The 24,147-nt window shown below is 65.5% G+C and carries 18 protein-coding genes, 4 tRNA genes and 1 pseudogene; 7 read left to right on the forward strand and 16 right to left on the reverse strand.

Features of this window, described 5'->3' with window-relative positions:
- Window positions 1-22 precede the first annotated feature (22 nt).
- On the forward strand, window positions 23-547 hold the full coding sequence (tadA, locus tag ACORQU_RS17480) for a tRNA adenosine(34) deaminase TadA (protein WP_491642329.1): 525 nt from the start codon (window positions 23-25) through the stop codon (window positions 545-547).
- Between the two features lie 10 nt (window positions 548-557).
- Here tadA and ACORQU_RS17485 read toward each other — a convergent pair whose 3' ends face one another.
- Window positions 558-1,820 carry an acyltransferase family protein gene (locus ACORQU_RS17485; protein ID WP_491642330.1) on the reverse strand — a complete coding sequence of 421 codons (1,263 nt, stop codon included), beginning with the start codon at window positions 1,818-1,820 and terminating at the stop codon, window positions 558-560.
- 17 nt (window positions 1,821-1,837) lie between these two features.
- Here ACORQU_RS17485 and orn point away from each other — a divergent pair, with 17 nt between their 5' ends.
- Entirely contained in the window at window positions 1,838-2,407 is a 570-nt protein-coding gene (gene orn, locus ACORQU_RS17490; RefSeq protein WP_491642331.1) for an oligoribonuclease, read from the forward strand.
- Window positions 2,408-2,496: 89 nt separating this feature from the next.
- On the opposite strand, the gene ACORQU_RS17495 is transcribed toward orn, so the two are convergent.
- Together ACORQU_RS17495 and ppsA are read right to left on the reverse strand one after the other, a co-directional pair.
- Window positions 2,497-3,420, reverse strand: a complete 924-nt coding sequence (locus ACORQU_RS17495; protein ID WP_491642332.1) for a mechanosensitive ion channel family protein — start codon at window positions 3,418-3,420, stop codon at window positions 2,497-2,499.
- 101 nt (window positions 3,421-3,521) lie between these two features.
- Entirely contained in the window at window positions 3,522-5,897 is a 2,376-nt protein-coding gene (ppsA, locus tag ACORQU_RS17500; RefSeq protein ID WP_491642333.1) for a phosphoenolpyruvate synthase, read from the reverse strand.
- Between the two features lie 165 nt (window positions 5,898-6,062).
- Here ppsA and ppsR point away from each other — a divergent pair, with 165 nt between their 5' ends.
- A complete protein-coding gene (gene ppsR / locus ACORQU_RS17505) occupies window positions 6,063-6,884 on the forward strand; it encodes a posphoenolpyruvate synthetase regulatory kinase/phosphorylase PpsR (RefSeq protein ID WP_271645919.1) in 822 nt (273 codons plus the stop codon).
- A 95-nt stretch (window positions 6,885-6,979) separates the two neighbouring features.
- A complete protein-coding gene (locus ACORQU_RS17510) occupies window positions 6,980-7,477 on the forward strand; it encodes a DUF1249 domain-containing protein (RefSeq protein ID WP_491642334.1) in 498 nt (165 codons plus the stop codon).
- 33 nt (window positions 7,478-7,510) lie between these two features.
- Here the strand turns inward: ACORQU_RS17510 and ACORQU_RS17515 are convergent, their stop codons facing one another.
- The 13 genes and pseudogenes from ACORQU_RS17515 to ACORQU_RS17575 all read right to left on the reverse strand — a co-directional run bounded on the left by ACORQU_RS17515 (window position 7,511) and on the right by ACORQU_RS17575 (window position 19,760).
- Entirely contained in the window at window positions 7,511-7,987 is a 477-nt protein-coding gene (locus ACORQU_RS17515) for a hypothetical protein (RefSeq protein WP_491642336.1), read from the reverse strand.
- 159 nt (window positions 7,988-8,146) lie between these two features.
- Window positions 8,147-8,221, reverse strand: a tRNA-Glu gene (locus tag ACORQU_RS17520).
- Window positions 8,222-8,269: 48 nt separating this feature from the next.
- Window positions 8,270-8,345: transfer RNA gene (locus ACORQU_RS17525), tRNA-Ala, on the reverse strand.
- A gap of 53 nt (window positions 8,346-8,398) precedes the next feature.
- Window positions 8,399-8,474: transfer RNA gene (locus tag ACORQU_RS17530), tRNA-Glu, on the reverse strand.
- Window positions 8,475-8,532: 58 nt separating this feature from the next.
- Window positions 8,533-8,608 (reverse strand) — tRNA-Ala (locus ACORQU_RS17535).
- 70 nt (window positions 8,609-8,678) lie between these two features.
- A complete protein-coding gene (locus ACORQU_RS17540; RefSeq protein WP_491645164.1) occupies window positions 8,679-11,174 on the reverse strand; it encodes a heavy metal translocating P-type ATPase in 2,496 nt (831 codons plus the stop codon).
- 165 nt (window positions 11,175-11,339) lie between these two features.
- Window positions 11,340-11,477: pseudogene (locus ACORQU_RS17545) on the reverse strand (hypothetical protein); the annotation flags it as partial.
- 1 nt (window position 11,478) lies between these two features.
- Complete coding sequence (locus ACORQU_RS17550) at window positions 11,479-11,871, reverse strand: MerR family transcriptional regulator (protein ID WP_271645915.1); 393 nt, start codon at window positions 11,869-11,871, stop codon at window positions 11,479-11,481.
- Between the two features lie 225 nt (window positions 11,872-12,096).
- Window positions 12,097-12,861, reverse strand: a complete 765-nt coding sequence (locus ACORQU_RS17555; RefSeq protein ID WP_491642337.1) for a copper resistance protein B — start codon at window positions 12,859-12,861, stop codon at window positions 12,097-12,099.
- Window positions 12,862-13,103: 242 nt separating this feature from the next.
- Window positions 13,104-14,960, reverse strand: coding sequence for a copper resistance system multicopper oxidase (locus ACORQU_RS17560; protein WP_491642338.1), 1,857 nt, complete (start codon window positions 14,958-14,960; stop codon window positions 13,104-13,106).
- A gap of 442 nt (window positions 14,961-15,402) precedes the next feature.
- The gene (locus ACORQU_RS17565) at window positions 15,403-16,842 is read right to left on the reverse strand and encodes an alginate export family protein (RefSeq protein WP_491642339.1); all 1,440 of its coding nucleotides are present in this window, start codon (window positions 16,840-16,842) and stop codon (window positions 15,403-15,405) included.
- Window positions 16,843-16,865: 23 nt separating this feature from the next.
- Window positions 16,866-18,281: a UbiD family decarboxylase gene (locus ACORQU_RS17570; RefSeq protein WP_271645857.1), complete on the reverse strand. Its 1,416-nt coding sequence runs from the start codon at window positions 18,279-18,281 to the stop codon at window positions 16,866-16,868.
- A 129-nt stretch (window positions 18,282-18,410) separates the two neighbouring features.
- Window positions 18,411-19,760 carry an MFS transporter gene (locus tag ACORQU_RS17575; RefSeq protein WP_491642340.1) on the reverse strand — a complete coding sequence of 450 codons (1,350 nt, stop codon included), beginning with the start codon at window positions 19,758-19,760 and terminating at the stop codon, window positions 18,411-18,413.
- Window positions 19,761-19,973: 213 nt separating this feature from the next.
- Here ACORQU_RS17575 and ACORQU_RS17580 point away from each other — a divergent pair, with 213 nt between their 5' ends.
- From ACORQU_RS17580 to ACORQU_RS17590, 3 genes are all read left to right on the forward strand, one after another.
- On the forward strand, window positions 19,974-20,912 hold the full coding sequence (locus ACORQU_RS17580) for a LysR family transcriptional regulator (RefSeq protein WP_271645853.1): 939 nt from the start codon (window positions 19,974-19,976) through the stop codon (window positions 20,910-20,912).
- A gap of 224 nt (window positions 20,913-21,136) precedes the next feature.
- Complete coding sequence (locus ACORQU_RS17585) at window positions 21,137-22,594, forward strand: aldehyde dehydrogenase family protein (protein WP_491642341.1); 1,458 nt, start codon at window positions 21,137-21,139, stop codon at window positions 22,592-22,594.
- A gap of 23 nt (window positions 22,595-22,617) precedes the next feature.
- The gene (locus ACORQU_RS17590) at window positions 22,618-23,226 is read left to right on the forward strand and encodes a UbiX family flavin prenyltransferase (RefSeq protein ID WP_491642342.1); all 609 of its coding nucleotides are present in this window, start codon (window positions 22,618-22,620) and stop codon (window positions 23,224-23,226) included.
- Window positions 23,227-24,147 lie beyond the last annotated feature (921 nt).

The following is a 24,147-nucleotide window of genomic DNA, read 5'->3' on the forward strand; positions in this document are numbered from 1 at the left end:
GGTCCTTGGTCTGCGTGCCCCGATGAGTGAGCCGCGCCAGTACGATTCCATCGACGCGCTTGAGGCGCATCGGGCTCAGCTCGATGCGCAGTGGATGCGCCACGCCTTCGGCATCGCGGAGGCGGCGCAGCGTGACCTGGACGAGATCCCCGTCGGTGCCGTGCTGCTGGACCCTGATGGCCAGGTGATCGGCGAAGGCGGCAACCGCAACCGCTGCGATCATGACCCCACGGCGCACGCCGAGATCGTGGCCCTGCGCCAGGGCGGCACGCGCCTGGGAAACCATCGCCTGGTCGGCTGCACCCTGTACGTCACCCTGGAGCCTTGCGCGATGTGCGCGATGGCGATGATCCATGCGCGGCTCGCGCGTGTGGTCTATGGCGCGGCCGACCCCAAGACCGGGGCAGCCGGCAGCGTCTTCGACCTGCTCGCCGATCCTCGGCACAACCATCGGGTCGAGGTGACCGGCGGTGTCCTGGCCGAGGAGGCCAGCCGCCGGCTGACCAATTACTTCCGCGCCAAGCGAGGTCGCGCGCTCCTGCCGTGAGGCCTATGCGTCAGGTCGTCGCGGGCTGTCTCTGACGGGCAGGACCAAGGCGCTCGGTGACCCAGCGTCGCGCCGGGGATTCGAACATCCGGTTGACCAGCGAAGACAGCAGGACGACCGCGGCGATACAGCACAGACTGGAGCCCCACGGGCCCAGTCGCTCGAACAGCCCGAAGTGGTGCATGACGTCCATGACCGGCATATGCAGCAGATAGATCGAAAAGCTCGATCGCCCCAGTTCGCTGACCAGCCGATTGCCGAGCAGCGCGTCGGACATGGCGGTGCGATAGGAAAATCCCAGGACGACCACGCCGGCCAGCGCGACCCGGGGCAGGTCGGTGTAGTACCACTTGCTGATCTCGCTCACGTCCGCGGCCGGGAAGACGGGCAGCATCATGTGCGGGTAGGGCATCAGCAGGCCCACGACAGCCGCGCATGCGGCCAGTTGCAGCGCGCGGACCATCGTGGTGTTGGGTCCAGCGCGATTGGCGAGCCACCAGCGCGTCATCGCCACGGCGACACCGCCCAGGAAGATATGCAGCTTGGAAACGAACAACACGCCAGGCAGATAGGGTGAAGTTGCGTAGCAAGCGAGCGCGAACAGGGCCAGCAGGATGAGCGCCAGCGTGCGCATCCCTCCCTGGAGTTGTGGAATCGCCCACAGCAGCAGGAAGAATCCGTAGAACTGGAATTCCGGGCCCACCGACCAGAACACCCCGACCGATCCGACGAACGCCAGCTGCCGGATCAACTGGGTCACGCTCATCGTGTAGTGGAATTCGGGATTCCACACCTGCGTGACCAGGAACGAGATGAGCACCACCGTGTAGTAGAGCGGCACGATGCGCGCGATCCGGGCTACGCAGAAGCGTCGCAGCATCGGTCCCGTGAAGGGCTGCTGCAGGTGCAGATGCGCCATCAGGAAGCCGCTCAGCACAAAGAACAGGAAGACGCCGCACTCGCCGAAATTGACCGTGCCCCAGAAAGGGGTCTTGGTGGGCAGGTGCGAGATCACCACCGAAATGGCGGCCAAGCCGCGAAGGCCGTCCAACGCTAGCATGTGTTGCTTCTTGGAGACAGCGCTTGGTGGAACATGGGCGACGCGCGAGACGTCCGCTTGAGCCGCGGCGAGTCCGGCCGCAGCCTGCAGAGTGGGGGAGGGCTGCATGCCTGGCTCCAGGGGTGGCGTTGATAGCCGGTCGCGCGCAAGCGCGACCGGCGAGAATTTTATCAGGCGAGGACGGCGGACTCCTGCGATATCATGCAAGGCCATTCAGGAAGCCTGACCTCATGACTGCAGCCGCGCATCCCAGCCATCTTATCTGGATCGACCTGGAGATGACCGGATTGGATACCGACAGTGATTCGATTCTTGAGATCGCCACGGTGGTGACCGACTCGCAGTTGAACATCCTGGCCGAGGGTCCGGAGTTCGCTATCGGCCATCCGGTCGACGCACTCGAGGCGATGGACGAGTGGAATCGCACCCAGCATCGTCGTTCCGGCCTGTGGGATCGCGTGGTCGCCAGCACCACCACAATGGGTCAGGCCGAGTCGGCCACGGTCGCGTTCCTGATGGACTGGGTGCCCGCCAATGCCTCGCCGATGTGCGGCAACTCGATCTGCCAGGATCGGCGCTTCATGCACCGCCTGATGCCGCGCCTGGAGCGCTACTTCCACTATCGCAACCTGGACGTCAGCACGCTCAAGGAACTGGCCAGGCGCTGGGCGCCCCAGGTGCTCGATGGGCTGAAGAAGCAGGCTTCGCACACCGCGCTGAGCGACGTGCATGACTCCATCAACGAGCTGCGCCACTACCGGCAGCATATGGCGGCCCTGGGGCTGGATCAGCCCGCCTAAGCGCATGGGGCCGGCGTGGCCGGCTCCATGAAACACGCCGGGCGCTGGACCGGCGTGTGGCGTGCGCCTGACAGTGTCTTCGATTCCGATCAGGGGCCTTTGCTTAGCGCCTGATCATCTTTCCCCGGCGGCTGCAACGCCTCCACGGGAACCGTCGTCAGCGCTGCGGCCGGAATGGCCTGACCATCCGCGCTCAGATGGTGATAGACATGCACATCGCGCTGCGGGAAGGGAATGCTCACGCCGTTAGCGTCGAAGCTCTTCTTGATCCTCTCGGTCAGATCGCACTTCACCCCAAACCAGTCGTTGTTGGCCACGTGCACGCGCACGCCGAGGTTGACGCTGTTGTCGCCCAGCGAATACACCACCACGTCCGGCGCCGGATCCTTGAGAATGCGTTCGTCATCGAACAGCGCGGTGATCAGGCTCTTGGCCTTGTCGATGTCGTCGTTGTAGCCGATCCCGATCACCAGCTCGACGCGACGACGCACGTCGGGCGTGAGATTGATGATCTCGCTGTTGGTGATCGTGCTGTTGGGCAGCACGATGGTCTGGTTGTCCGCGCCACGCAGCCGGGTCTGGAAGATGCTCACCGATTCGCATTTGCCGGTCTGCCCGTTCAAGGTGACGATGTCGCCCACGCGGAAGGGCTTGAGCGTGATCAGCATGACGCCCGACGCCACGTTGGACAGCGAGTCCTTCAGCGCCAGGCCGATCGCCAGGCCGGCGGCGCCCAGCAGCGCCATGAACGCGGTGGGATTGACCCCAAAGCAGGACTGCAGGATGGTCAGCAGCACCATGACCACCAGCGCGACATAGATCACGCGGCGCAGGAAATCCACGGCCGTGGCCTCGATGTCGGCGCGCAGCAGGCCACGCGATGCGACGTTGGTGAGCCATCTGGAAAGCCGTAGACCGATCCACAGTCCGATCAGCGCCAATCCGACGCGGATGCCGACGGCAATCGCCAGCGCTTCCCAACCTGCTTGCCTGGCGGCAGAAAACCATTCCACGGCGTGATCTCCTCTCATGTGATGTCTTCAAAAACGCCGAACCCCGCCGAAGCGGGGCCCGGGCACCCGGAGACGTTAGCCGTCCCCGCGTGTGGCGGAGATCAAGCCGCCTTGGTCTTGGCCAGCGCCAGCCAGGTATCGACGACCGTATCGGGGTTCAGCGACACCGATTCGATGCCTTCCTGCATCAGCCATTCGGCCAGGTCGGGATGGTCGGACGGGCCCTGGCCACAGATCCCCACGTACTTGCCCTTGGCGCGGGCGGCCTTGATGGCCATCGACAGCAGCTTCTTGACCGCCGGATTCCGCTCGTCGAACAGATGGGCCACGATCGACGAATCGCGGTCCAGGCCCAGGGTCAGCTGGGTCAGGTCGTTGGAGCCGATCGAGAAGCCGTCGAAGATCTCCAGGAACTCATCGGCCAGCAGCGCGTTGGACGGCAGCTCGCACATCATGATGATCTTCAGGCCGTTTTCGCCCTGCTTGAGCCCGTTGGCTTCCAGCACCTCGACCACCTTGCGGCCTTCCTCCAGGGTGCGCACGAAGGGAATCATCACCCAGAGGTTCTCCAGGCCCATCTCGTTGCGCACCTTCAATACCGCCTTGCATTCCAGGGCGAAGGCGTCGGTGAAGGAAGGATCGACGTAACGGCTGGCACCGCGGAAGCCGATCATCGGGTTCTCTTCCTCCGGCTCGTAGCGCGTGCCGCCGATCAGGTTGGCGTACTCGTTGGACTTGAAGTCCGACAGGCGCACGATCACCGGGTTGGGCGCGACCGAGGCGGTCAGCGTGGCGATGCCCTCGGCCAGGCGGTTGATGTAGAAGTCCACCGGCTTGCCGTAGCCGGCGATCTTGGCGTCGATTTTCTTCTTGGTCGACGCATCCTGCTGGTCGTATTCCAGCAGCGCCTTGGGGTGGATGCCGATGTGGCTGGCGATGATCATTTCCAGACGCGCCAGGCCGATGCCGGCGTTGGGCAGCTGGCCGAAGTCGAACGCGCGCTCCGGGTTGGCCACGTTCATCATGATCTTCAGCGGCGCCGGCGGCATGTTGCCCAGGTCGGTCGTGGTGCGCTCGAACTCCAGGAGGCCATCGTAGATAAAGCCGGTATCGCCTTCGGCGCAGCTGACCGTGACTTCCTGGCCGTCCTTGACCAGTTCGGTGGCGTTGCCCGAACCCACCACGGCCGGCACGCCGAGCTCGCGCGCGATGATCGCGGCATGGCAGGTGCGGCCGCCGCGATTGGTGACGATGGCGCTGGCACGCTTCATCACCGGCTCCCAGTCCGGATCGGTCATGTCGGCGAACAGCACGTCGCCGGGCTGCACGCGGTCCATGTCCTCCAGCGAGCGCACCACGCGCGCGACACCGGCGCCGATCTTGGCGCCCACGGCGCGGCCCTCGGCCAGGACCTTGGCACCGGTGGCCGAAAGCGCGAAGCGCTCGATCTGGGTGGCGTGGCTGCGCGACTTCACCGTCTCCGGCCGTGCCTGGACGATGAACAGCTTGCCGCTGACCCCGTCCTTGGCCCACTCGATATCCATCGGGCGGCCGTAATGCTTTTCGATGATGAGCGCCTGCTTGGACAGCTCCTGCACGTCCTCGTCGCTGATCGAGAAGGTGTTGCGCAGCTCGGCCGGCGTGTCCTCGGTCCTGACCCGTTCGCCCGGCACGTCCGAATACACCATGCGCAACTGCTTGCTGCCCAGCGAGCGGCGCAGGATCGCCGGCTTGCCGGCCCGCAGCGTGGGCTTGTAGACGTAGAACTCGTCCGGGTTGACCGCACCCTGCACGACCATCTCGCCCAGGCCGAAGGAGGAGGTCACGAACACGACGTCGCGGAAGCCCGATTCGGTGTCCAGGGTGAACAGCACGCCGGAGGCGCCCACATCCGAGCGGACCATCAGCTGCACGCCCGAGGACAGGAACACGTCCTCGTGCTTGAAGCCGTGATGCACGCGATAGGCGATGGCGCGATCGTTATAGAGCGAGGCGAAGACTTCCTTGACCTTCAGGACGACATCGTCGGCACCGGTCACGTTGAGGAAGGTCTCCTGCTGCCCGGCGAAGGACGCGTCGGGCAGGTCCTCGGCGGTGGCCGAGGAGCGCACGGCCACGGCGACCTCGCCTCCGCCGTTCTCCTCGCACAGCTTGGCGTAGGCCGAGCGGATGTCCTGGTCCAGCGACGGCTGCAGCGGCGCATCGATGACCCAGCCACGGATTTCCTTGCCGGCTGCGGTCAGTGCCGCCACGTTGTCCACGTCCAGCGTCGCAAGCTTGTCGAAGATGCGCTTGGACAGATCATTGTGGGCGATGAAGTCCTTGAAGGCCTCCGCCGTGGTCGCATAGCCGCCGGGCACCGAGACGCCGAGCTGGGCCAGATTGCCGATCATCTCGCCAAGGGAGGAATTCTTGCCGCCGACGCGGGCAAGGTCGGACAGGCCAAGCTCATGCAGCCACAGGATGTTCTGGTTCAAGCGCTGTGCTCCTTGAAGGACGTGGGTTTTTTTCGCTCGCGGAGGCCGTCGATCGCCGTCCGCAAAGAGGGGGGAGGTTGTACTTATGATGCAGGGCCATATCGCGCTTCACAAGCAATGGTGCGATATTGGTCTTGTCAGTGTCACCCCAAAAGGATGAAAACGATGTCGAGTGTCCGGCCGGTCTTCTACGTTTCGGATGGAACCGGGATCACGGTTGAAACCATCGGGCACAGCCTGCTGACCCAGTTCTCGGGCTTTTCCTTCATCACCGACCGCATTCCGTTCGTGGACGAGCTGGACAAGGCGGTCGAGGCGGCCGAGCGGATCCGCGAATCGGGCGTCCGCCACGATGCGCGGCCCATCGTCATTCATTCGATCGTGGACCCGGCGATCGCCGAGCTGCTGGCCTCGAGCGGCGCATTGATGCTCGATGTCTTCGCTCCGTTCATCAATCCGATGGAGCTGGAGTTGGGGGCGGTCCGACAGTCGCGAGTGGGGCAGGCCCATGGCATCGTCAATTTCGAGGCCTACCACCGGCGCATCAACGCGATGAACTTCGCGCTGAGCCACGACGACGGCATCGCGATCAATTACGACGAGGCCGACCTGATTCTGGTCGCGGTCTCGCGCGCGGGCAAGACGCCAACATGCGTCTATCTGGCGCTGCATTACGGGGTCAAGGCGGCGAACTACCCGCTAACCGACGAAGATCTGGAGACTGACCGGCTGCCGCCACGCCTGCGTCCGTACCGCAAGAAGCTGTTCGGCCTGACCATCGATCCCGAGCGTCTGTGCCAGATCCGGCAGGAACGCAGGCCCAACTCCCGCTACGCCAAGCCCGAGACGTGCCGGCGCGAGGTGGTCGCCGCAGAAGGCATGTTCGCCCACGAGCGCCTGCCGACGTTGAGCACCACCCATACTTCGATCGAAGAGATCGCCAGCAAGGTGATGTCCACCCTGGGCCTGCAGCGGGAGATGTTCTGAGCCGCGGGGCGGGGCAGGCCGATCCCCAAATTAGAGGCTTGTGCGGCTCCCCGTCAATGCTGACGTCAGCGCTGGAAGACGTGTAGCATCGGGTCATGCACACGACCGCCACCCGCACCGCGCACTTACCCAAGCTTGGCCGCTTCGGCTGGCTGATGGCGCTGTATGCGGAGAACTACGCGCGGCTGGACCGGTTGTTCGTGCCGACCGATCTGGAGCCGGGGCACTATGTCTCCAGCATCGGCGACGGGCTGGACCTGCGCGTGGACGTCATCGAAACCCATCGCTACACCGTCGAGCTGCGACTGACCTACGGCATCATCGACCCGGTCAGCGGCGAGCCTGATCCTTCGGCGTTCGTACGCGTGTATCGCGATGCCCGCCAGGCGGAGGCAACACATTGCTACGTCGGGCGCCGCTGGCAGGATGTCATCGGCATGTTCCCTCCACCGGCCGAGCTCATCAGCCACCGCATGCGGATGAACACCTTCCTGGGCAAGTGGCTGGAATACCTGGCCGAACGCGGCCACGGCGTGGCGACCTTGCATCGTGTCGCCGAATCGGCACTGCAACCGGTCACGCCGCTGGTTTGAGCGGAGCTTTGGCGGGCGGCTTGCGCCCAAGATTTACCAGGAATCGGGCAGCGGTCGCTTGACGATGGCGTCGTGGCAGTCCACCTGGGATTCGATGTGCATGCGCGCCAGGGCCAGATAGTTGGCCTTCGGGCCTCCGCCCGAGCCGGTCACCTCACCGAGGTAGTCATTGTCCGCCCAGACTCGCCCGATCCACTCGGCGTGGTCTTCGCCGATGGTGATCGTGACGGTGTAGCGCAGCTGCCTGCCGTGCTTGTCCTTGCACATGTAGACGGTGGGGAACTGCATCGCGAAGCTGTCTTCCTCACTGCGCTGGCGCAGGAACTCGCGGGCTTCTTCGGTCAAGGACCTGCGCGCCTCGTCGCCGAGTTGCTGGAGTTCACTGCGAAAATAGTCGGACCGCTCCAGGAAGTGTTCGATCGCCTCGCTGGGCGAATACCCGTTGCGGCGGATCCAACTTGCGAAAGCGGACTCATGGCGTGAAGCCGGGTTCCGGGACGATCTGGACATCAATGCTCCTCAGGCAGGCGATAGATGGGCGGGCCTGTTTATTTTCCTGAAGCAGCGATGTTGATCCGATGAAGGTCTGTGCACGCGGTCTTCATGCCACACCGATTTCGAGGCGAAAAAAAACGCAGCGGAGATCCGCTGCGTCTGCATGATGCAAGTTGGCGTCCCCACGGGGGATCGAACCCCGGTCGCCACCGTGAAAGGGTGGTGTCCTAACCGCTAGACGATGGGGACGGATCTGGTATCCGTCGCATGGTCCGCGCGTGGCGCTGGACCTTGGATTGGTGGAGCCAGGCGGGATCGAACCGCCGACCTCCTGCATGCCATGCAGGCGCTCTCCCAGCTGAGCTATGGCCCCGATGTTGCCAAGAAAAAACGCAGCGGTTGCGCGCTGCGCTTCTTGTTTGAAGCTGGCGTCCCCACGGGGATTCGAACCCCGGTCGCCACCGTGAAAGGGTGGTGTCCTAGGCCTCTAGACGATGGGGACGCTGTCTAACCGATGCAGCAATTGCAAACAGGCCTAGTGCTTGCAACCCTTTGAAACGTGGTGGAGCCAGGCGGGATCGAACCGCCGACCTCCTGCATGCCATGCAGGCGCTCTCCCAGCTGAGCTATGGCCCCGGTGTCTTGGGAGCCCGGCATTCTAATGACCGGAATGTGGTTCCGCAAGCATTTTGCGCGGCCTTGCGCTTCAATGATCCGCGGTGCCGGCAGCGGTGCCCTTGGACCGCAGCCGCAATGCATTTCCGACCACAGAAGCCGAACTCAGGCTCATCGCCAGCGCGGCAAACATGGGCGACAGACTCCAGCCCAGCCAAGGGGTGAGCACGCCCGCAGCCAGCGGCACGCCCAGGCCGTTGTAGAGCAGGGCGAAGCCCAGGTTCTGGCGCATGTTGCGCACGGTCTGACGCGAGATGGTGCGAGCCCGCAGGATGCCGGCCAGATCGCCCTTGACCAGGGTGACCTGGGCGCTGGACATGGCCACGTCGGTGCCTGTGCCCATGGCGATGCCGACATCGGCCGAGGCCAGTGCCGGGGCGTCGTTGATGCCATCGCCTGCCATGCCGACCACACGGCCCTCGCCGCGCAAGCGCTCGACCAGCGCGGCCTTGTCCTGCGGGCTGGTCTGGCCGCGTGCTTCATCGATCCCGACCCGGGTGGCCACAGCCTGCGCGGTGCTGTCGGCATCCCCACTGGCCATGACCACGCGCACGCCTTGCGTGCGCAGGGCGGCGACCACCTCGGCCACGCCGTCCTTGATCGGGTCGGAGACCGCCAAGGCACCGGCCAGGGCGCCATCGACCGCGAGGAACACGACGCTGGCGCCACCCTGGCGCAGGGTTTCGGCGCCTTCGGCGAGTGGCTGCACATCCACGCCCTCGGCCTGCATCAGCGCCTGACTGCCCAGCGCCAGGCGACGGCCTTCGACCTGGCCGCGCACGCCCAGGCCGGTATCGGAGGTCATGTTCTGCGCGGGCGGCAAGGACATCTGACGGCGGCGTGCCTCGGCCACGATGGCCTGCGCCAGCGGGTGTTCACTGCCGGCATCCAGGCTAGCCGCCAGACGCAGCACTTCAGCGTCATCGAAGGGCGCAACGGCCTGGGTGCTGTCGAAGGTGGGCTGCCCGCGGGTCAGGGTGCCGGTCTTGTCGACCACCAGGGTGTCGACCGTGCCCAGGCGCTCGATCGCCTGGGCATCGCGGAACAGCACGCCCGCCTGCGCGGCCCGTCCGCTGGCGACCATGATCGACATCGGCGTGGCCAGGCCCAGCGCGCAGGGGCAGGCCACGATCAGCACGGCGACCGCATGCAGCAACCCATGCGTCCACGCTGGCTGCGGGCCGAACAATCCCCAGGCCAGCAGGCTCAGCAGCGCCGCGCCGACCACGCCGAGCACGAACCAGTACGACACCCGGTCGGCCATGGCCTGCATCGGCGCGCGCGTGCGCTGCGCCTGGGCGACGAGCTGCACGATCTGCGACAGCGTGCTGTCCGCGCCGGTGCGCGTGGCTTCGATCACCAGCGCGCCATTGCCGTTGAGGGTGGCGCCGATCACCGGCTCGCCCGGTCCACGGGCCACCGGCACCGGCTCGCCGGTGAGCATGGATTCGTCCAGATGCGAGCGGCCCTCGCGGACCACACCGTCCACCGGGACTTTTTCGCCCGGGCGTACACGCAGGCGATCGCCCGGGTGCAGCGCGTCCAGCGGCACATCGTGTTCCTCGCCATCGGCCTCGATGCGCCGGGCGGTGCGTGGCGCCAGGCCGAGCAGGGCACGGATGGCCGAGGAGGTCTGCTCGCGGGCCTTGAGCTCCAGCAACTGCCCCAGCAGGGTCAGGCTGATGATCGAAGCAGCGGCCTCGAAGTAGACCTCGACGCGTCCGTCCACCTGGAACGATGGCGGGAACACCTGCGGCGCCAGCAAGGCCACCCAGCTGTAGAGGTAGGCGGCACTCACGCCGGTCCCGATCAGCGTCCACATGTTGGGGCTGCGGTTGGCGATCGATTGCACCCAGCGCTGCAGGAATGGCCAGCCTGCCCACAACACGACCGGGGTGGCCAGCACGGCCTGCGCCCAGCCCAGGACGCCGGGCGATACGCCGGGCAGCCAGTGGCCGGCCATGCCCAGGGCGACGGTGACCACACTCAGCGGCAGCGTCCACCAGAAGCGCCGGCGGAAATCGGTTAGCTCCGGGTTCTCGCCATCCTCCAGCGAGGGCGTCATCGGCTCCAGTGCCATGCCGCACAGCGGACACGTGCCCGGGGCGTCCTGCACGATCTCCGGATGCATCGGGCAGGTGTACTGGCTGCCAGGCGGAGCGGGCGGGGCGGGATGCTGTTCCGGATGCAGGTAGCGCTGCGGATGCGCTTCGAATTTCTTCCGGCATCCATCCGAACAGAAAAAATAGGTGGTGCCGTCGACTGCGGCGCGGTGCTTGGCCGTGGCCGGATCGACCGTCATGCCGCAGACCGGGTCCTTCGTCTGCGTGTGCCGTGCCTCCTCCTGGCCCACGCCCGCGCGCCCGTCGCAGCATCCACCAGACGCAGCGGACGCTGCGGCATGGGCGGACGAAAGGTCGCGCTGTGGATCATCCAGGAACTTCTGACGGCAGCCGGCAGAGCAGAAGAAGAACTCGGTGCCATCGATGTCGGCCCGGTGTTTTGCGGTCTTCGGATCGACCACCATGCCGCAGACGGGGTCGGTGGCGGCGGCATCTGCTGCGCCATTTCCGGGCCGCTCCCGGGCGGGGCCGCAGCATCCGCCCCCTGCTGCGGCATCGCCGCCTCCGGGTTTCAGATATCGCGGCGGGTCGCCCAGGAACGCCTTGCGGCAGCCGGCCGAGCAAAAGAAATAACGCTCCCCATCCAGATCCGCCTGATGCCGGGCTGTCCCCGGATCGACCGTCATGCCGCAGACCGGATCGATGGCGCGCTCGTGCGTTGGTTGGGGCGTGCCACAACCGCAGCCGTGGTCGTTTGAATGCGCCATCTCAGCTGTCCCGGGTCAGTGCGGAGACGATCGGGCAGTCGCGCAGTGCGCCATGGCCCGGACAGGCCTCGACCATGACCTCCAGCGCATCGCGCACGCGGGCCAGTTCATCCATGCGCTGCTGGACCTGCTCCAGTTTGCGGCTGGCCGCCTGCTTGATCGCCGCCACGTCACCGCGCCCGTGGCTGATGGCCAGCAGCTCGCCGATTTCCTCCAGGGTGAAGCCCAAGGTCTTGGCGCGGCGGATGAAGTTCAGGCGGGCGACGTCGTCGTCGGCATAGCGACGGTAGCCGCCGGGCGAGCGCGGTGGTTCGGGCAGCAGGCGCTGGCGCTCGTAGTAGCGGATCGTGTCGATTGGCACCTGGGTCTGGCGCGAAAGCTGGCCGATGTTCATGCGCGGCTCCTACAAGGGTAGACACGCAGTCTCACCCTTGAGTCTGGTCAAGAGTCAAGGGTTTGGCCTTCGCGCGTTCAGCGTCGAACGTGAGGCGGGCGCCGCAGGGGATGGCTGGCGCCTGCACGCCCTGTGGCAGGGCCGCGGCGCAACTCCGCCGCGGCAGCGCGATGGCAGCGAACGAACTTCAAGGAACAGGCGGGTTTTGCCGCCGGCGATGCCGCGCTAGAACCAGAGACGCACGCCCGCGACCCAGCCATGGTCGAGCACCGGCTCGCCGGTCTCGCGCGCAAGATCGGCCGTGTTGCCGACCTTGCGCGTCCAGCTGTAACCCACGTAGGGCGCGAATTCACGGGTGAATTCGTAGCGCAGGCGCAGACCCGCTTCACCGTTGCTCAGGCCCTTGCCGATGCCATTGGGCCGGTCGTCGCGACTGAAGGCGTTGAGTTCCACGCGCGGGGTCAGGACGAGCCGGTTGGTCAGCAGCACCTCGTACTCGGCTTCGGTGCGCGCAGCCAGCCCATGGCTGCCGACATAGACGTGTGCCTCGAGCTCGAACTTGTACGGCGCCAGCCCGATCACGCCCACGCCCAGCCATTGCCGTGAAGGGCCGGGACCGAAATCGTGGCGCAGCGACACCGCGCGGTCCCACCACGGGCCGGTGGCATGGGTCCATTGCAATTCGACATCGCCCTCGCCAGGGCCGACGCGCGGGCGCTCGCCTTCGGTGCGCAGCCAGAACCTGTCGAAGCTGCCGCCAATGCCGACGCGTGCGTCCCAGGCCGCGATGCCGCCGTCCATTCGCTCCAGGCGATCGCCCCGGAACACGGCCACGGTGGGGTCGTCATCCATATGCGTGGCCATGTGGGCGTCGCCCACATCCGGGAACGCCGCGGCCAGTTCCTCAGGTGTGGGCCGGGGCAGGGCGGCGGGAACGGCATGCATGTCGTGCATGTCCATGCCCTCGTGCATGGCGTGTTCTGCCGGCATGGGCGGCGGTGTCTGTGCTGCCTGCGGCTGGTCATCATGCTGCATCGGCATCGGCATGCCAGCGTGATGCGAATGGGCGGAGGTGGATGACGCCTGATCGGCATCGACCGATGCCGTGGATGCGTCATCCTGCGGCGTCACATCCTGCATGTGCATGGCGGCATGATCGTGCTGCTGCGCCAGGGCTTCACCTGCGAAAAGCGCCAACGTAGCGGCGAGCAAGGAACGAGTCGGGAGGCGGCTCATGCGACGTGCACCTCGCGGAACATGCCCAGTTCCATGTGCAGAAGCATATGACAGTGATACGCCCAGCGCCCGAGCGCGTCGGCACTGAGCCGATAGCTGCGGATGCTGCCAGGCGGCACGCTGACGGTGTGCCGGCGGACCTGGAACTGGCCATCGGCACTTTCCTGGTCGCTCCACATCCCGTGCAGGTGGATGGGATGTTCCATCATCGTGTCGTTCACCAGCACGATGCGCACGCGTTCGCCGTAGTTCAGCCGGATCGGGGCGGCCTTGGAGAACGGGATGCCGTCGAAACCCCACACGTAGCGCTCCATGTTGCCGGTCAGGTGCAACTGGATCTCGCGGCCCGGTTCGCGCGGATCGGGATCGTCGAAGCGGCTGTGCAGGTCGGCATCGGTCAACACCCGGCGGCCGTTGTCGCGCAGGCCGATGCCGGGTTGGTCCAGGGCCCGCGTCGGGGTCATGGTCTGCATGTCCACCGCCGGATTGTTGGACTCGCTGGCCGGGTGCTGGATCATTCCGTCGTGCTGCATGTTGCCGTGATCCATCCCGGCCATGGCGCCGTGTTGCATGTTGCCGTGGTCCATCCTCGCCATGTCGTGGTGCCCCATCTGGCCATGTCCCATCGCCATCTGGTGCGGGCTTGCGGACGGGGAGGGCGCAGACGTGGCAGGCATCGACATGCCGCCCATGCCCATGTGGGCCATTCCGCCCATGCCCATGTCGGCCATGGTCAGGATCGGACGCGGATCCATGGGCGGGATCGGCGCCTGCAGGCCAGGGCGGGGCGTGAGCGTGGCGCGTGCATAGCCACTGCGGTCCATCGACTGGCAGAAGACCGTGTAGGGCTGGTCCTGGTCCGGCTGGACGATCACATCGACGGTTTGTGCGACCGCGATGCGGAACTCGTCCACGCTCACCGGGTGCACGGGCTGCCCATCGGCGGCGACCACCGTCATCTTCAAGCCGGGAATGCGCACATCGAAGAAGGTCATCGCCGCGCCATTGATGAAGCGCAGGCGGACCCGCTCGCCCCGCTGGAACAGACCGCTCCAGTTCGCATCCGGGCTGGCCCCGTTGACCAGGTAGGTATAGGTCAGGCCGGTGACGTCGGCCAGATCAGTCGGGCTCATGCGCATCGAGCCCCACATCAGACGGTCATCCAGCGCCGCCTTGAGGCCCTCGGCGCGCGCGTCGTGGATGAAATCACCGACCGTGCGCTTGTGGCGGCTGTAGTAATCGGCCTGCAGCTTGAGCTTGCGCACGATGGCGTGCGGATCCTCGTCGCTCCAGTCCGACAGGAGCAGTACGTGGTCCCGCGTGGCCCCATCCGGGTCCGGACCATCAGGCTTGACCACGATCGCGCCGTAGGCGCCCTTGGCCTCCTGCAGGCTGGAATGGGCGTGGTACCAGTACGTCCCAGATTGGTTCAAGTTGAATCGATAAAGATATGATTCTGAAGGGGATATTCCGAGGAAGCTCAGGCCCGGGACGCCATCCATCGCCGCCGGCAGGATGATGCCGTGCCAATGCAGCGAGGTTTCGACCCCAAGCTGGTTGGAGACCTGCAAGGTGACCTGGTCGCCTTCGCGCCAGCGCAGCGTCGGGCCGGGCAAGGAGCCATTGATGGCCACAGCATGGGCAGGCTTGCCGGTGATGTTGACCGGTAATGCACCGATGGACAGCTTGAACTCGGTGCCGGACAGGACCGGAACTTCCGGCGCGGACGCCGCCACTGGCGCCTTGGCCTGCGCCAGCCCGGGAAGCAAGGACGGACCGACGGCGAGCAACCCACCAGCGCCCGTGACAAAGCGTCGTCGACCAAGAGAGACGGGATGGCGCGGAGCATCCATGGGCACAGCACACGCGGGCAAGGAAGGACATCGAGTATGCGAAGTCTGGAGGCTGGTCCAGTCAATCCGACGAACCCCCGAAAACCCTGACGATCACGACACCTCGTATTTACATAATATACATTATGCGAAGTTTAAGCCCTCCGGCTCAGGCACTCAAACTGCCGCTAACCCCTTGTCCGCAGCGGCAACCGCTCTCGCTTTGATCGCCATTGGTGTCAGCCCTGCCCCGCTTGCCACGTACAGCACCTGCGGCTCCTCGGTGACTCCGCGAGCGTTATAAAAACATCTAGGCCATGCCGGCCTTGCCTTCAAACTCAATTGATCTCCTGCTAGAGAAGTAAACGGCCGAGTTAGATGTGATAAAAAAAGACGCCCGCATTACCGGGCGCCTTTGATAAGTGATTGCAGGCACGTCAAGCGCTTTATCGCTGCTTGGACGTCAGAATCTGAAGGTCATCCAGCCGCCGAAGAACGTGGCATCGCCGAACCCGGCATCCTCCATCGATGACGAAGCGAGGAACCGCTCGGCACGCGCGGTGAAAGATACGTAGCGGTTGACCTTCCAGGTCGTGTTGAGGCGTAACAGGTCACCGGTGTGCTTGCCACCGATCAGCTGAGTACCGGCGTACGGCGCGCCGGTGCTGGTGTAGACGGCATCGCTGGTGTCCTCCCGCCAAACCCGCTGGTACTGCAGCTGCACGCTAGTGGTTTTGGTCGGCGCGAACTGGAAGATCGGCGCAAACGCCATGTAGTTCGATGCGCCGAACCAGGTTCCCCAACTGTGATACGGGCCACTGCCGAACAGGATCGAACTGTTGTGCAGCGTGCCGGTGCCATAGGCGCCGCCGCCGGAGCTGAGGTCGGCGTGGAAGCCGAGTTGCGGTGACCAGCCCTGCGTGGACAGCTTCCAGTTGAAGGTCGAGTACGCCGAATAGGCGCGCAGGTCGCGGTCGCCGAAGTCGCCGGTCTGGTAGATCGCCGCGGTGTCGAACGTCAGCGCACCGTGCGTGCCGTAGAAGTGCACGCCGAAGTAGTCGCGCGTCTCCTTGGCGACCTTGCCGCCCCAGGCCTTGTTGTCATCGCTGGCGTGGAACCAGAACGGGTCCAGGTACAGGCCAGTGCCCGCCAGCCGAAAGCCGGCCAGCACTCCGCTGAAACGTTTGCTCGACAGCGTGCCATCGTCGAAGTAACCGCTCTGTTGGTCCACGTAGCGGTAGTCGAACACGTCCAGTCGCTTGTCCGTGCCGATCGCCCAGGCACGCACGCCGTCGAACGTGATGCGGGTGTTGGCATTCTCGCGCGTGGTTACCAGCCACTGCGGACCATCCTGGAAGTCCTGGCGTCCCACGCGCATACCGACATCGGCATCGCCCCACTTGCCGGTCAGGTCGACGAAGGCCTGCTGCAGCGTGGCGTCGTCCTGTTGTGAGACCGGCTTGCTGGTGACGTTTCGGCCGTCGTAGCTGCCGTGCGCCAATTCTGTAAATGCACGGAAATGCTCGCCCACGTGCAGGTCCGCGCCGAGGAAGGCGCGATACAGCCAAGGCGACTGCGAGGCCGCGCCGTCGCGCAGGCCGATGGCGCTGTAGTAGTTGCCACGGAAGCGCTGCTCCATGCTCAGGCTGAGATAGGCGCTACCGCTGTCGTTGAACGGGATGTACTTGAGCCCGTCGAACATCCCGGTGCGCTTGGCTGGATCGCGCAGCACGGACCAGTCCTCGACGTAGCGCGACAACCAGGTGTCGGCACCGGTCTTGCCGCCCCAGCCCTGCGCGGCCAGCGGATACCCCGCATCCTTGCTGGCGACCTGCGCCTGCGCGGTGGGCGCGCCCGCCGCCATGGCAATGGTGATGAATAGTGTGATCTTGCGCTTGTGCATGGCGCTCCCCCTCCCGAAGGTCTTCATGCGACGCGGTTGGATGCTCCGCGCCAGTCGTGGTTGTTGGTGATCACCGCATCCAGGTCCAGCGTGTCTTCGCCGGGGATGCGGATGCGCTTGTATTTCATCTCCGGAGCATCGACCGGAATCGTGGCGTCCAGGCCCATCTTTGCGCCCACGCCATCGTCGGTAGACGGATCGAGCTTGGAACCCTGCGAGTTGCCGATCACGACCAGGTCGCGGTCGGCCTGGAAGCGCGTGGACACCGCCCACTCGACTTCCTGCGGGTTGTGGATGTCCACATCGGTATCCACCACCACGACATGCTTGATGTCGTAGTGCGCGGCGAACGCACCGAGGATGACGTTCTTGCCCTCGCCGTTCTGGCGCTTGGCCAGCTTGACGTACAGGTGGTAACGGCCGACGCCGCCCAGCGCCAGATGTACGTCCTGCACGCCGGGAAAGCTGCGCTGCAGTTCGTTGAGGATGGTGGCCTCGCGCGGGATCGCACCCAGCAGCAAATGCTCCAGGCCACCGCCGACGATGGTGTGGAACATCGCGTCGCGGCGATGGGTGATCGCATCGACCTCGATCACATGGCGGCGCGCGCGCTCGCCGTAATACTGGGGAAACTCGCCGAACGGGCCTTCTTCCTCGCGTTCGTCGGCCAGCAGGCGGCCTTCGATGATGATCTCGGCATGCGCCGGCACGCGCACTTCGTTGGTGGTGCACTTGACCACCTCCAGCGGCTGGCCATGCAGCGCACCGGCGATCTCCAATTCGTCGTGATCAACCGGCACGATTGCCTGCGAGGAAAGCAACGTGGCCGGGTCCACGCCGATGGCGATTGCCATCTGCAGCGGCTTGCCGTCCTTTTCGGCCATGCGGTAGTAGTGGTCGGTATGGCGCGGAAGCAGCAGCACGCCGATGCGGTTCTTGCCGCTGATCTGGCAGCGGTGGATGGCGACGTTCTGGATGCCGGTTTCCGGGCTGCGCGAAATCAGCAGGCCGGCGGTGATGTAGGCGCCGCTGTCGTGTTCGTTGTGGGTCGGGATCGGCAGCTGCTTGAGCAGGTCGACGTCGGTGTGCACGACCTCTTGCGCCGGCGCGTCGGTGACTTCCTTGAACGGGATCGGGTTGGATGCGGCGTGCTGGAAGCGGGCCAACAGATCCTCCTGCGCCACGCCCAGGGCCTCGGCCATCCATCCACGGTCGGAGACGATGCCGGAGATGACCGGGATCGCATGCGCGCCATCGGGATTGGGGAAATACGTGGCCTGGCGGCCATCCAGCTTGTGCGCGACCGCGGCGATCTGGTGACGCAGCTTGAGCCCGTCTCGCGCCACGGCCAGTGCGCCACGCTCGGATAGGCGGTCCAGCCATTCGCGCAGTGACAGCGCACCACTCGTACGCACGGTTTGGGAATTCGAATCAGCCATGGTTGACTCCATCGTTCTGCCGCGCGCCAGGGACTGCGCACGTGGTGTGTGAACACCGGCACGCCCCTGTGCCGGCGGGAAATTGCAGGGGGATCGCCCGGACGCCATGCGCCGCGCGATCTTGCGGCGTCAGAGCGTCTTGCCGCGCGTTTCGGGAATGACCACTGCGCCGATCAGGTAGATCAGCCCGATCACGCCGGTGAATACCGCCAGCACAGTCGGGATCTGCTCGGGCGTGGCGCTGGCCAGGGAGACGAAGGTCGGCATGGTGCCGCCCAGCGCGAAACCGATGTTCCAGCTCAAGCCGGTGCCGCTGGCACGCAGATCGGTGGAGAAGCGCTCGTTGAGGAAGATCATGATCGGCGCGATCGCCGCACCGCCGATCAGCGAGATCGCCACCGCGTACAGCAGCACCCTGTCGGCCGATCCGGCTACGCCGCTGACGCCATGGAACAGCAGCGGCAGGCCGACCATCGCGGCCAGGCCGGCGACCAGGAAGCTCGGCTTACGGCCGACCTTGTCGCTGAGCCAACCGAAGCACAGCGAGCTGACGATCACTGCCACCGAGCCCCACATCAGGATGTGCGAGCTCTGCCCGTGCGGCACCTTGGCGACCAGGTTGAGCAGCGTCGGCAGATAGCCGGAGGTCAGGTAGTAGGTGGCGCCGCCGCCGAAGGTGATCAGCAGGTTGACCAGCATGATCTTGCGGTATTCACGGCCGAACACGCGGCGCACCGGTGAGATCTGGGGTGCCGCCGCGATCTTGCCGCTGACCTTGGCCTCCTGCAGCTGCTTCCAGACCGGAGATTCCTCCAGAAACTTGAACATGATCAGGCCGAAGGCCGTGCTGATCAGGCCGGTGAAGAACATGAAGCGCCAGCCCCACTGATCGAACTGCGCATCGGGAAAGATGCCCGACAGCACGAAGTACGCGACCGAGGCCATCAGCGCGCCGATTCCCGCGCCAGCTCCGCCGACCAGGCCGGACACCAGGCCGCGGTACTGCGGTGGGATCGATTCGGTGCCGATGGTGTGGGTGGAAGCCACGATGCCGCCGACAAACAGGCCCTGCACCACGCGCAGGGCCAGGAACAGCACCGGTGCCAGGTATCCGACTTGCTCGATGGTCGGTAGCACGCCGAAGGCGGCGGTGGCCAGGCCGACGCCGACCATCGCCACCATCAGCGCGATCTTGCGGCCCTTGCGGTCGGCATAGGCACCGAACACGGCCGAGCCCAGCGGACGCACCAGCAGCGCCACCGCGAACGAGGCGTAGACCGCCGCCAGCGACAGCGTGGGCGTATGCGAGGGGAAGAACAGCCGGCCCACGATCGGGGCGACATACAGCAGCAGAAACAGGTCGAACAGGTCGAGCGCCCACCCGAAGGTGGAAGCAAATGCTGCGAGCAGCACTTTGCGCGGTGGAATAGGCGCAGCCGCCTCCTCCGCCCCGCCTGGCGAGGTCATGGTTCCGCTCATGTTTCCCCTCCTCGGAAATGGATGAACGTTGCTCAAGTTGTAGCCGTGCGCGGCCAAGGCCGCATGGGCATCGCGCCTTGCGGCGTTGGCCTGCCCGACGGGCGCACCCCGGAAGGGGCAATGGCCGCAGCCTCGCCCAGGCAGTCGATAATTCCAAATAATGAATTTAGATATGATCCATCAAATTTTCTGACTTCATCCCCGGAGGGGGCGATGGACCTGCGACAGATCAATTACTTCCTGGCGCTGTACGAAGAAGGCAGCGTCACGCGCGCGGCCCAGCGCATGAACGTGGTCCAGCCTGCGCTGTCGATGCAGATCGCCAAGCTGGAGCGTGAGCTGGAACAGAAACTGTTCGAGCGCACGCCCAAACGCATGGTGCCGACCGCGGCCGGCCGCACCCTGCACCGGCTGGTGACGCCGATCCAGCGCGACCTGGCCGCTGCGATGACGCATATGGCCAACCTGTCCGGCACGGTCTCGGGCGAGGTGTCCATCGGCGTGCTGTCCTCGGTCACGCGTAGCGTGATCCCCGCGGTGCTGATGGCCTACTCGGCCGACTATCCCGAGGTGCGCATCTCCATCGCCGATGGTTATTCGCAGACTTTCATCGAGTGGGTCAACACGGGGCGCCTGGACCTGGCGGTGATCAACCGGCCGGCGCGGCGCCTGGGCCTGGAGATGATTCCGTTGCTGGAAGAAGAGATGGTCCTGGTCGGCGCGCGCGGCAACGTGCCGCCGCCGATCCGCTCGCTCGGCGACGTGACCGCGCTGAAGCTGGTGCTGCCGTCCAAGCGCCACGGCCTGCGCGCCGAACTGGAGCGCCACATGGCCGGTCTCACGGTCGAACTGGAACCGCAACTGGAGATCGACTCGACCGACTCGATCGCCGACCTGGTCGCACGCAGCGACTGGTTCACCGTACTGCCCAGCATCGCCGTGCACCGGCAGCTGCTGGACGGCTCCCTGGTCGGTTACTCGATCGGTCGCTCCCGCATCACCCGCCACTTGGTGGTTATCCACCAAGCGCGTCATCCGTTGGGTCCGGCAGCCACGCTGCTGGTCGAGCGCCTGCGCGATGCCCTGCACGACACTCGCGCATCGCTGGAGCCGATTCTCATCAGATCATCTGATAAAAAAGATAAGGACTGATTATTAGACTTGATGATAATGCCGCGCTAGCGTCGCCTCTGGGAGTGGCGCGCCATCCGCGGGCGTGCCGCCGCCGAACTTCGATTCCTCGGGGCGCGGCGGTCGGGAGGCGCGGTGGGATGCAGCGTGCATCGACGCGGCCGCGGGCCGTTGCCGTTACGCACCAGGCGTCCTGCCACCGACGCGTCCGGATCGTCGTGCGCCACGCACACAGGACCGCCTCCGTGACCCGTTTTCCCGCCAAGCACTGGATCGACGGCACCGCCGTCGGCACCGTCTCCCTCCCCAGCGAAGACCCGGCCAACGGCGCGGTCCTCGGCCAGTACGCCGATGGAGGCACCGCCGAAGCGCAGGCCGCGATCAACGCGGCGCGGCGCGCGTTCGACCACAGCGCCTGGGCCGCCTCGCCGCGTCTGCGCCAGCGCGTGCTGCTGGACTGGGCCGCTGCGCTGCAGGCGCGTGCCGGTGAACTCGCCGAATTGCTGACCCATGAGAACGGCAAGGTCATCGCCCAGTCGCGCGGCGAAGTGGCCGGGGCGATCTCAGAAGTGGAGTACTACGGCGGCCTGGCCCGTCACATCCCCGGCCACGTGCTGGAGCCCGAGCCCGGCGTGCTCTCCACGGTGCTACGCGAGCCGGCCGGCGTGGCCGGCATCATCGTGCCGTGGAATGCGCCGGCGGTGCTGCTGGTTCGCGCACTTGGCCCGGCGCTGGCCGCCGGCTGCACGGTGGTGGTCAAGCCGGCCGCGCAGACCACGCTGTTCAATGCCGCGATCCTCGCCCCGCTGCTGCAGCATCCGCAGCTGCCGGCCGGGGTGGTCAACGTCTTCAGCGAGGCCGGCAATGCCGGCGCCTCGCTGCTGGCGACCTCGCACAACGTCGACGTGATCTGCTTCACCGGCTCGACCGCGGTGGGCAAGACCATCATGCGCAACGCGGCCGACAGCATGAAGAAACTCTCGCTGGAACTGGGCGGCAACTCGGCCTGCCTGGTGTTCCCCGACGCGGACTTGAACGCAGTCGCGCCCAGGCTCGCCGCGGCCGCCACCATCATCTCCGGCCAGCAGTGCACCGCCGCGCGTCGCGTGCTGGTGCATGCAAGCAAGCTGGCGGAAATGAAGCAGGCCCTGGCCGGCGCGCTCGACGCCCTGCGCCTGGGCCCGGGCATCGATCCGGCCACGCAGGTGGGCCCGTTGATCGATCGCCGCTCGCGCGACACCGTCGCCGCACAGGTCGCCAAGGCCTGCGAGCACGCCGACGAAGTGCTGCTGCGCGGCGGCGTGCCCGACGGCGCGCTGGCCACCGGTGCGTTCTTCAAGCCCTCGCTGGTGTATCACCGCGACAGCAGCGCGGATTTCGTTCAGGAGGAGATCTTCGGACCCTTCCTGGTGCTGGAATCCTTTGAGGACGAAGCCGAGGCGATTGCGCGGGCCAACCATACCGTGTTCGGCTTGTCGGCCAGCGTGTGGACCCACGACGGCGCGCGTGCCCTGCGCGTGGCGCGTGCGCTGCGCAACGGTACGGTGTGGATCAACGAGCACAACAAGCTGCTGGCCGAGGTGGAAACCGGCGGCTATCGACAGAGCGGCCTGGGCCGCCTGCATGGCTACGACGCGCTGACCGACTTCACCGAACTCAAGCACATCTACCAGGCGCCGGGCGTGGCCGGCACCGGCCTGTAATGGCCGACTCAGGAGAAAGCCCGATGCGTGCAGACCCGCCCCAGAATCCGCCGATGATTGTCGGCATCTCCGGCGCCAGTGGCGTGATTTACGGCGTGCGCCTGCTGGAAATGCTCAAGGCCCTGCAGATTCCCTCGCACCTGGTGATGTCCAAGTCCGCCGAGATCACCATCGCCCACGAGACCGACCTGAAGATCGCCGACGTCAAGGCGCTGGCCACGCAGGTCCACGCGCATCACGACATCGCCGCGGGCATCTCGTCGGGCTCGTTCCGCACGCGCGGCATGATCATCGCCCCGTGCTCGATGCGTTCGATGTCCGAGATCGCCACCGGCGTGACCTCCAGCCTGCTGACCCGCGCCGCCGACGTGGTGCTCAAGGAGCGCCGCCGCCTGGTCCTGATGGTGCGCGAGACGCCGCTGCACACCGGCCACCTGCGCAGCATGACCCAGCTGTCGGAGATGGGCGCGATCATCGCCCCGCCGGTGCCGGCGTTCTACGCGCGGCCGTCGTCGATCGATGAGATGGTCGACCACACCGTCGGCCGGGTATTGGATCTGTTCGACATCGAGACCGGGACGGTAAGGCGGTGGCGGCAGGAGTCGAACGCGGCGGTGGGCGAAGAGAAGTAGCGGCAGGTCTACGCTGTTCCTGCGTTGGCATCGATGCTGCCCGACCGAAAGCAAAGGCTTTCGTATTGCTTTGCAGACTGATTTCCCGACATCCCCGCGAAGATGATGGCTCCCTTCGAACGTTGAAGCTGGAGCAAAGGCTTTCGCACGGCTTCGCCGCGCGACCTACTTTCTTTGCTCGTGCAAAGAAAGGTAGGCAAAGAAACGCCCCGGACGGCACGCCTGCGCTTCGCGCAGGTCCGCTGCGGGCCGAGGGATTTTTGTAAGGGACATCCATGTCCCTTACAAAAACGTCGTGCATCCATGCACGACGCCCTGCGGGTCTGTCCTCGTCCCTCCGCCGTGCCTCAACGTGGGCCCGGAGAGCCGAAAGCCGAAAGCGAGGAACGAGGAACGAGGAACGAGGAACGAGGAACGAGGAAGCATGTCCCTAGTCATGCCTTTTCTGCACACGTTGTGTTGAATTCCAAAACCCCCAGCGGCCATTCCTTTCCGCTCATCTCGCTAATGTCTTACGCCAGCGGCCACCATTGACTATTGCATTTGCAATTTTCAGTTGCAATTGCAGTTGCGGTTCGTATGCACTTGTTTCTGGCTTTTCCATCCCCTCGAGGTTGGGCGGAGGTTGGTGGGCAAAACCCGTCAGGGCGACGCGCAGGACGCGTGTCGTTCTTGGAAGGGACATGGATGTCCTTCCAAAAATTCCCGTCACCCGCCGCGGACTTTTCGCGCAGCGAAAAGCCAATCCCCAAGGGCGTGTTGTCCCGTCATTCGGCTGTTGAGAAGCGCCTCTTTGCCTAGATTTCCTTACACAAACAAAGAAAGTAAGTCGAGCCGCGCAGCGGCACGAAAGCCTGTGCTCTCGCCTCAGCTCTCGTCTTAACCCTGGCTTTGGCTCTGGCTCTGGACTTCCAATCCCCG

It is taken from the genome of Pseudoxanthomonas sp. JC1303, from assembly GCF_058448525.1.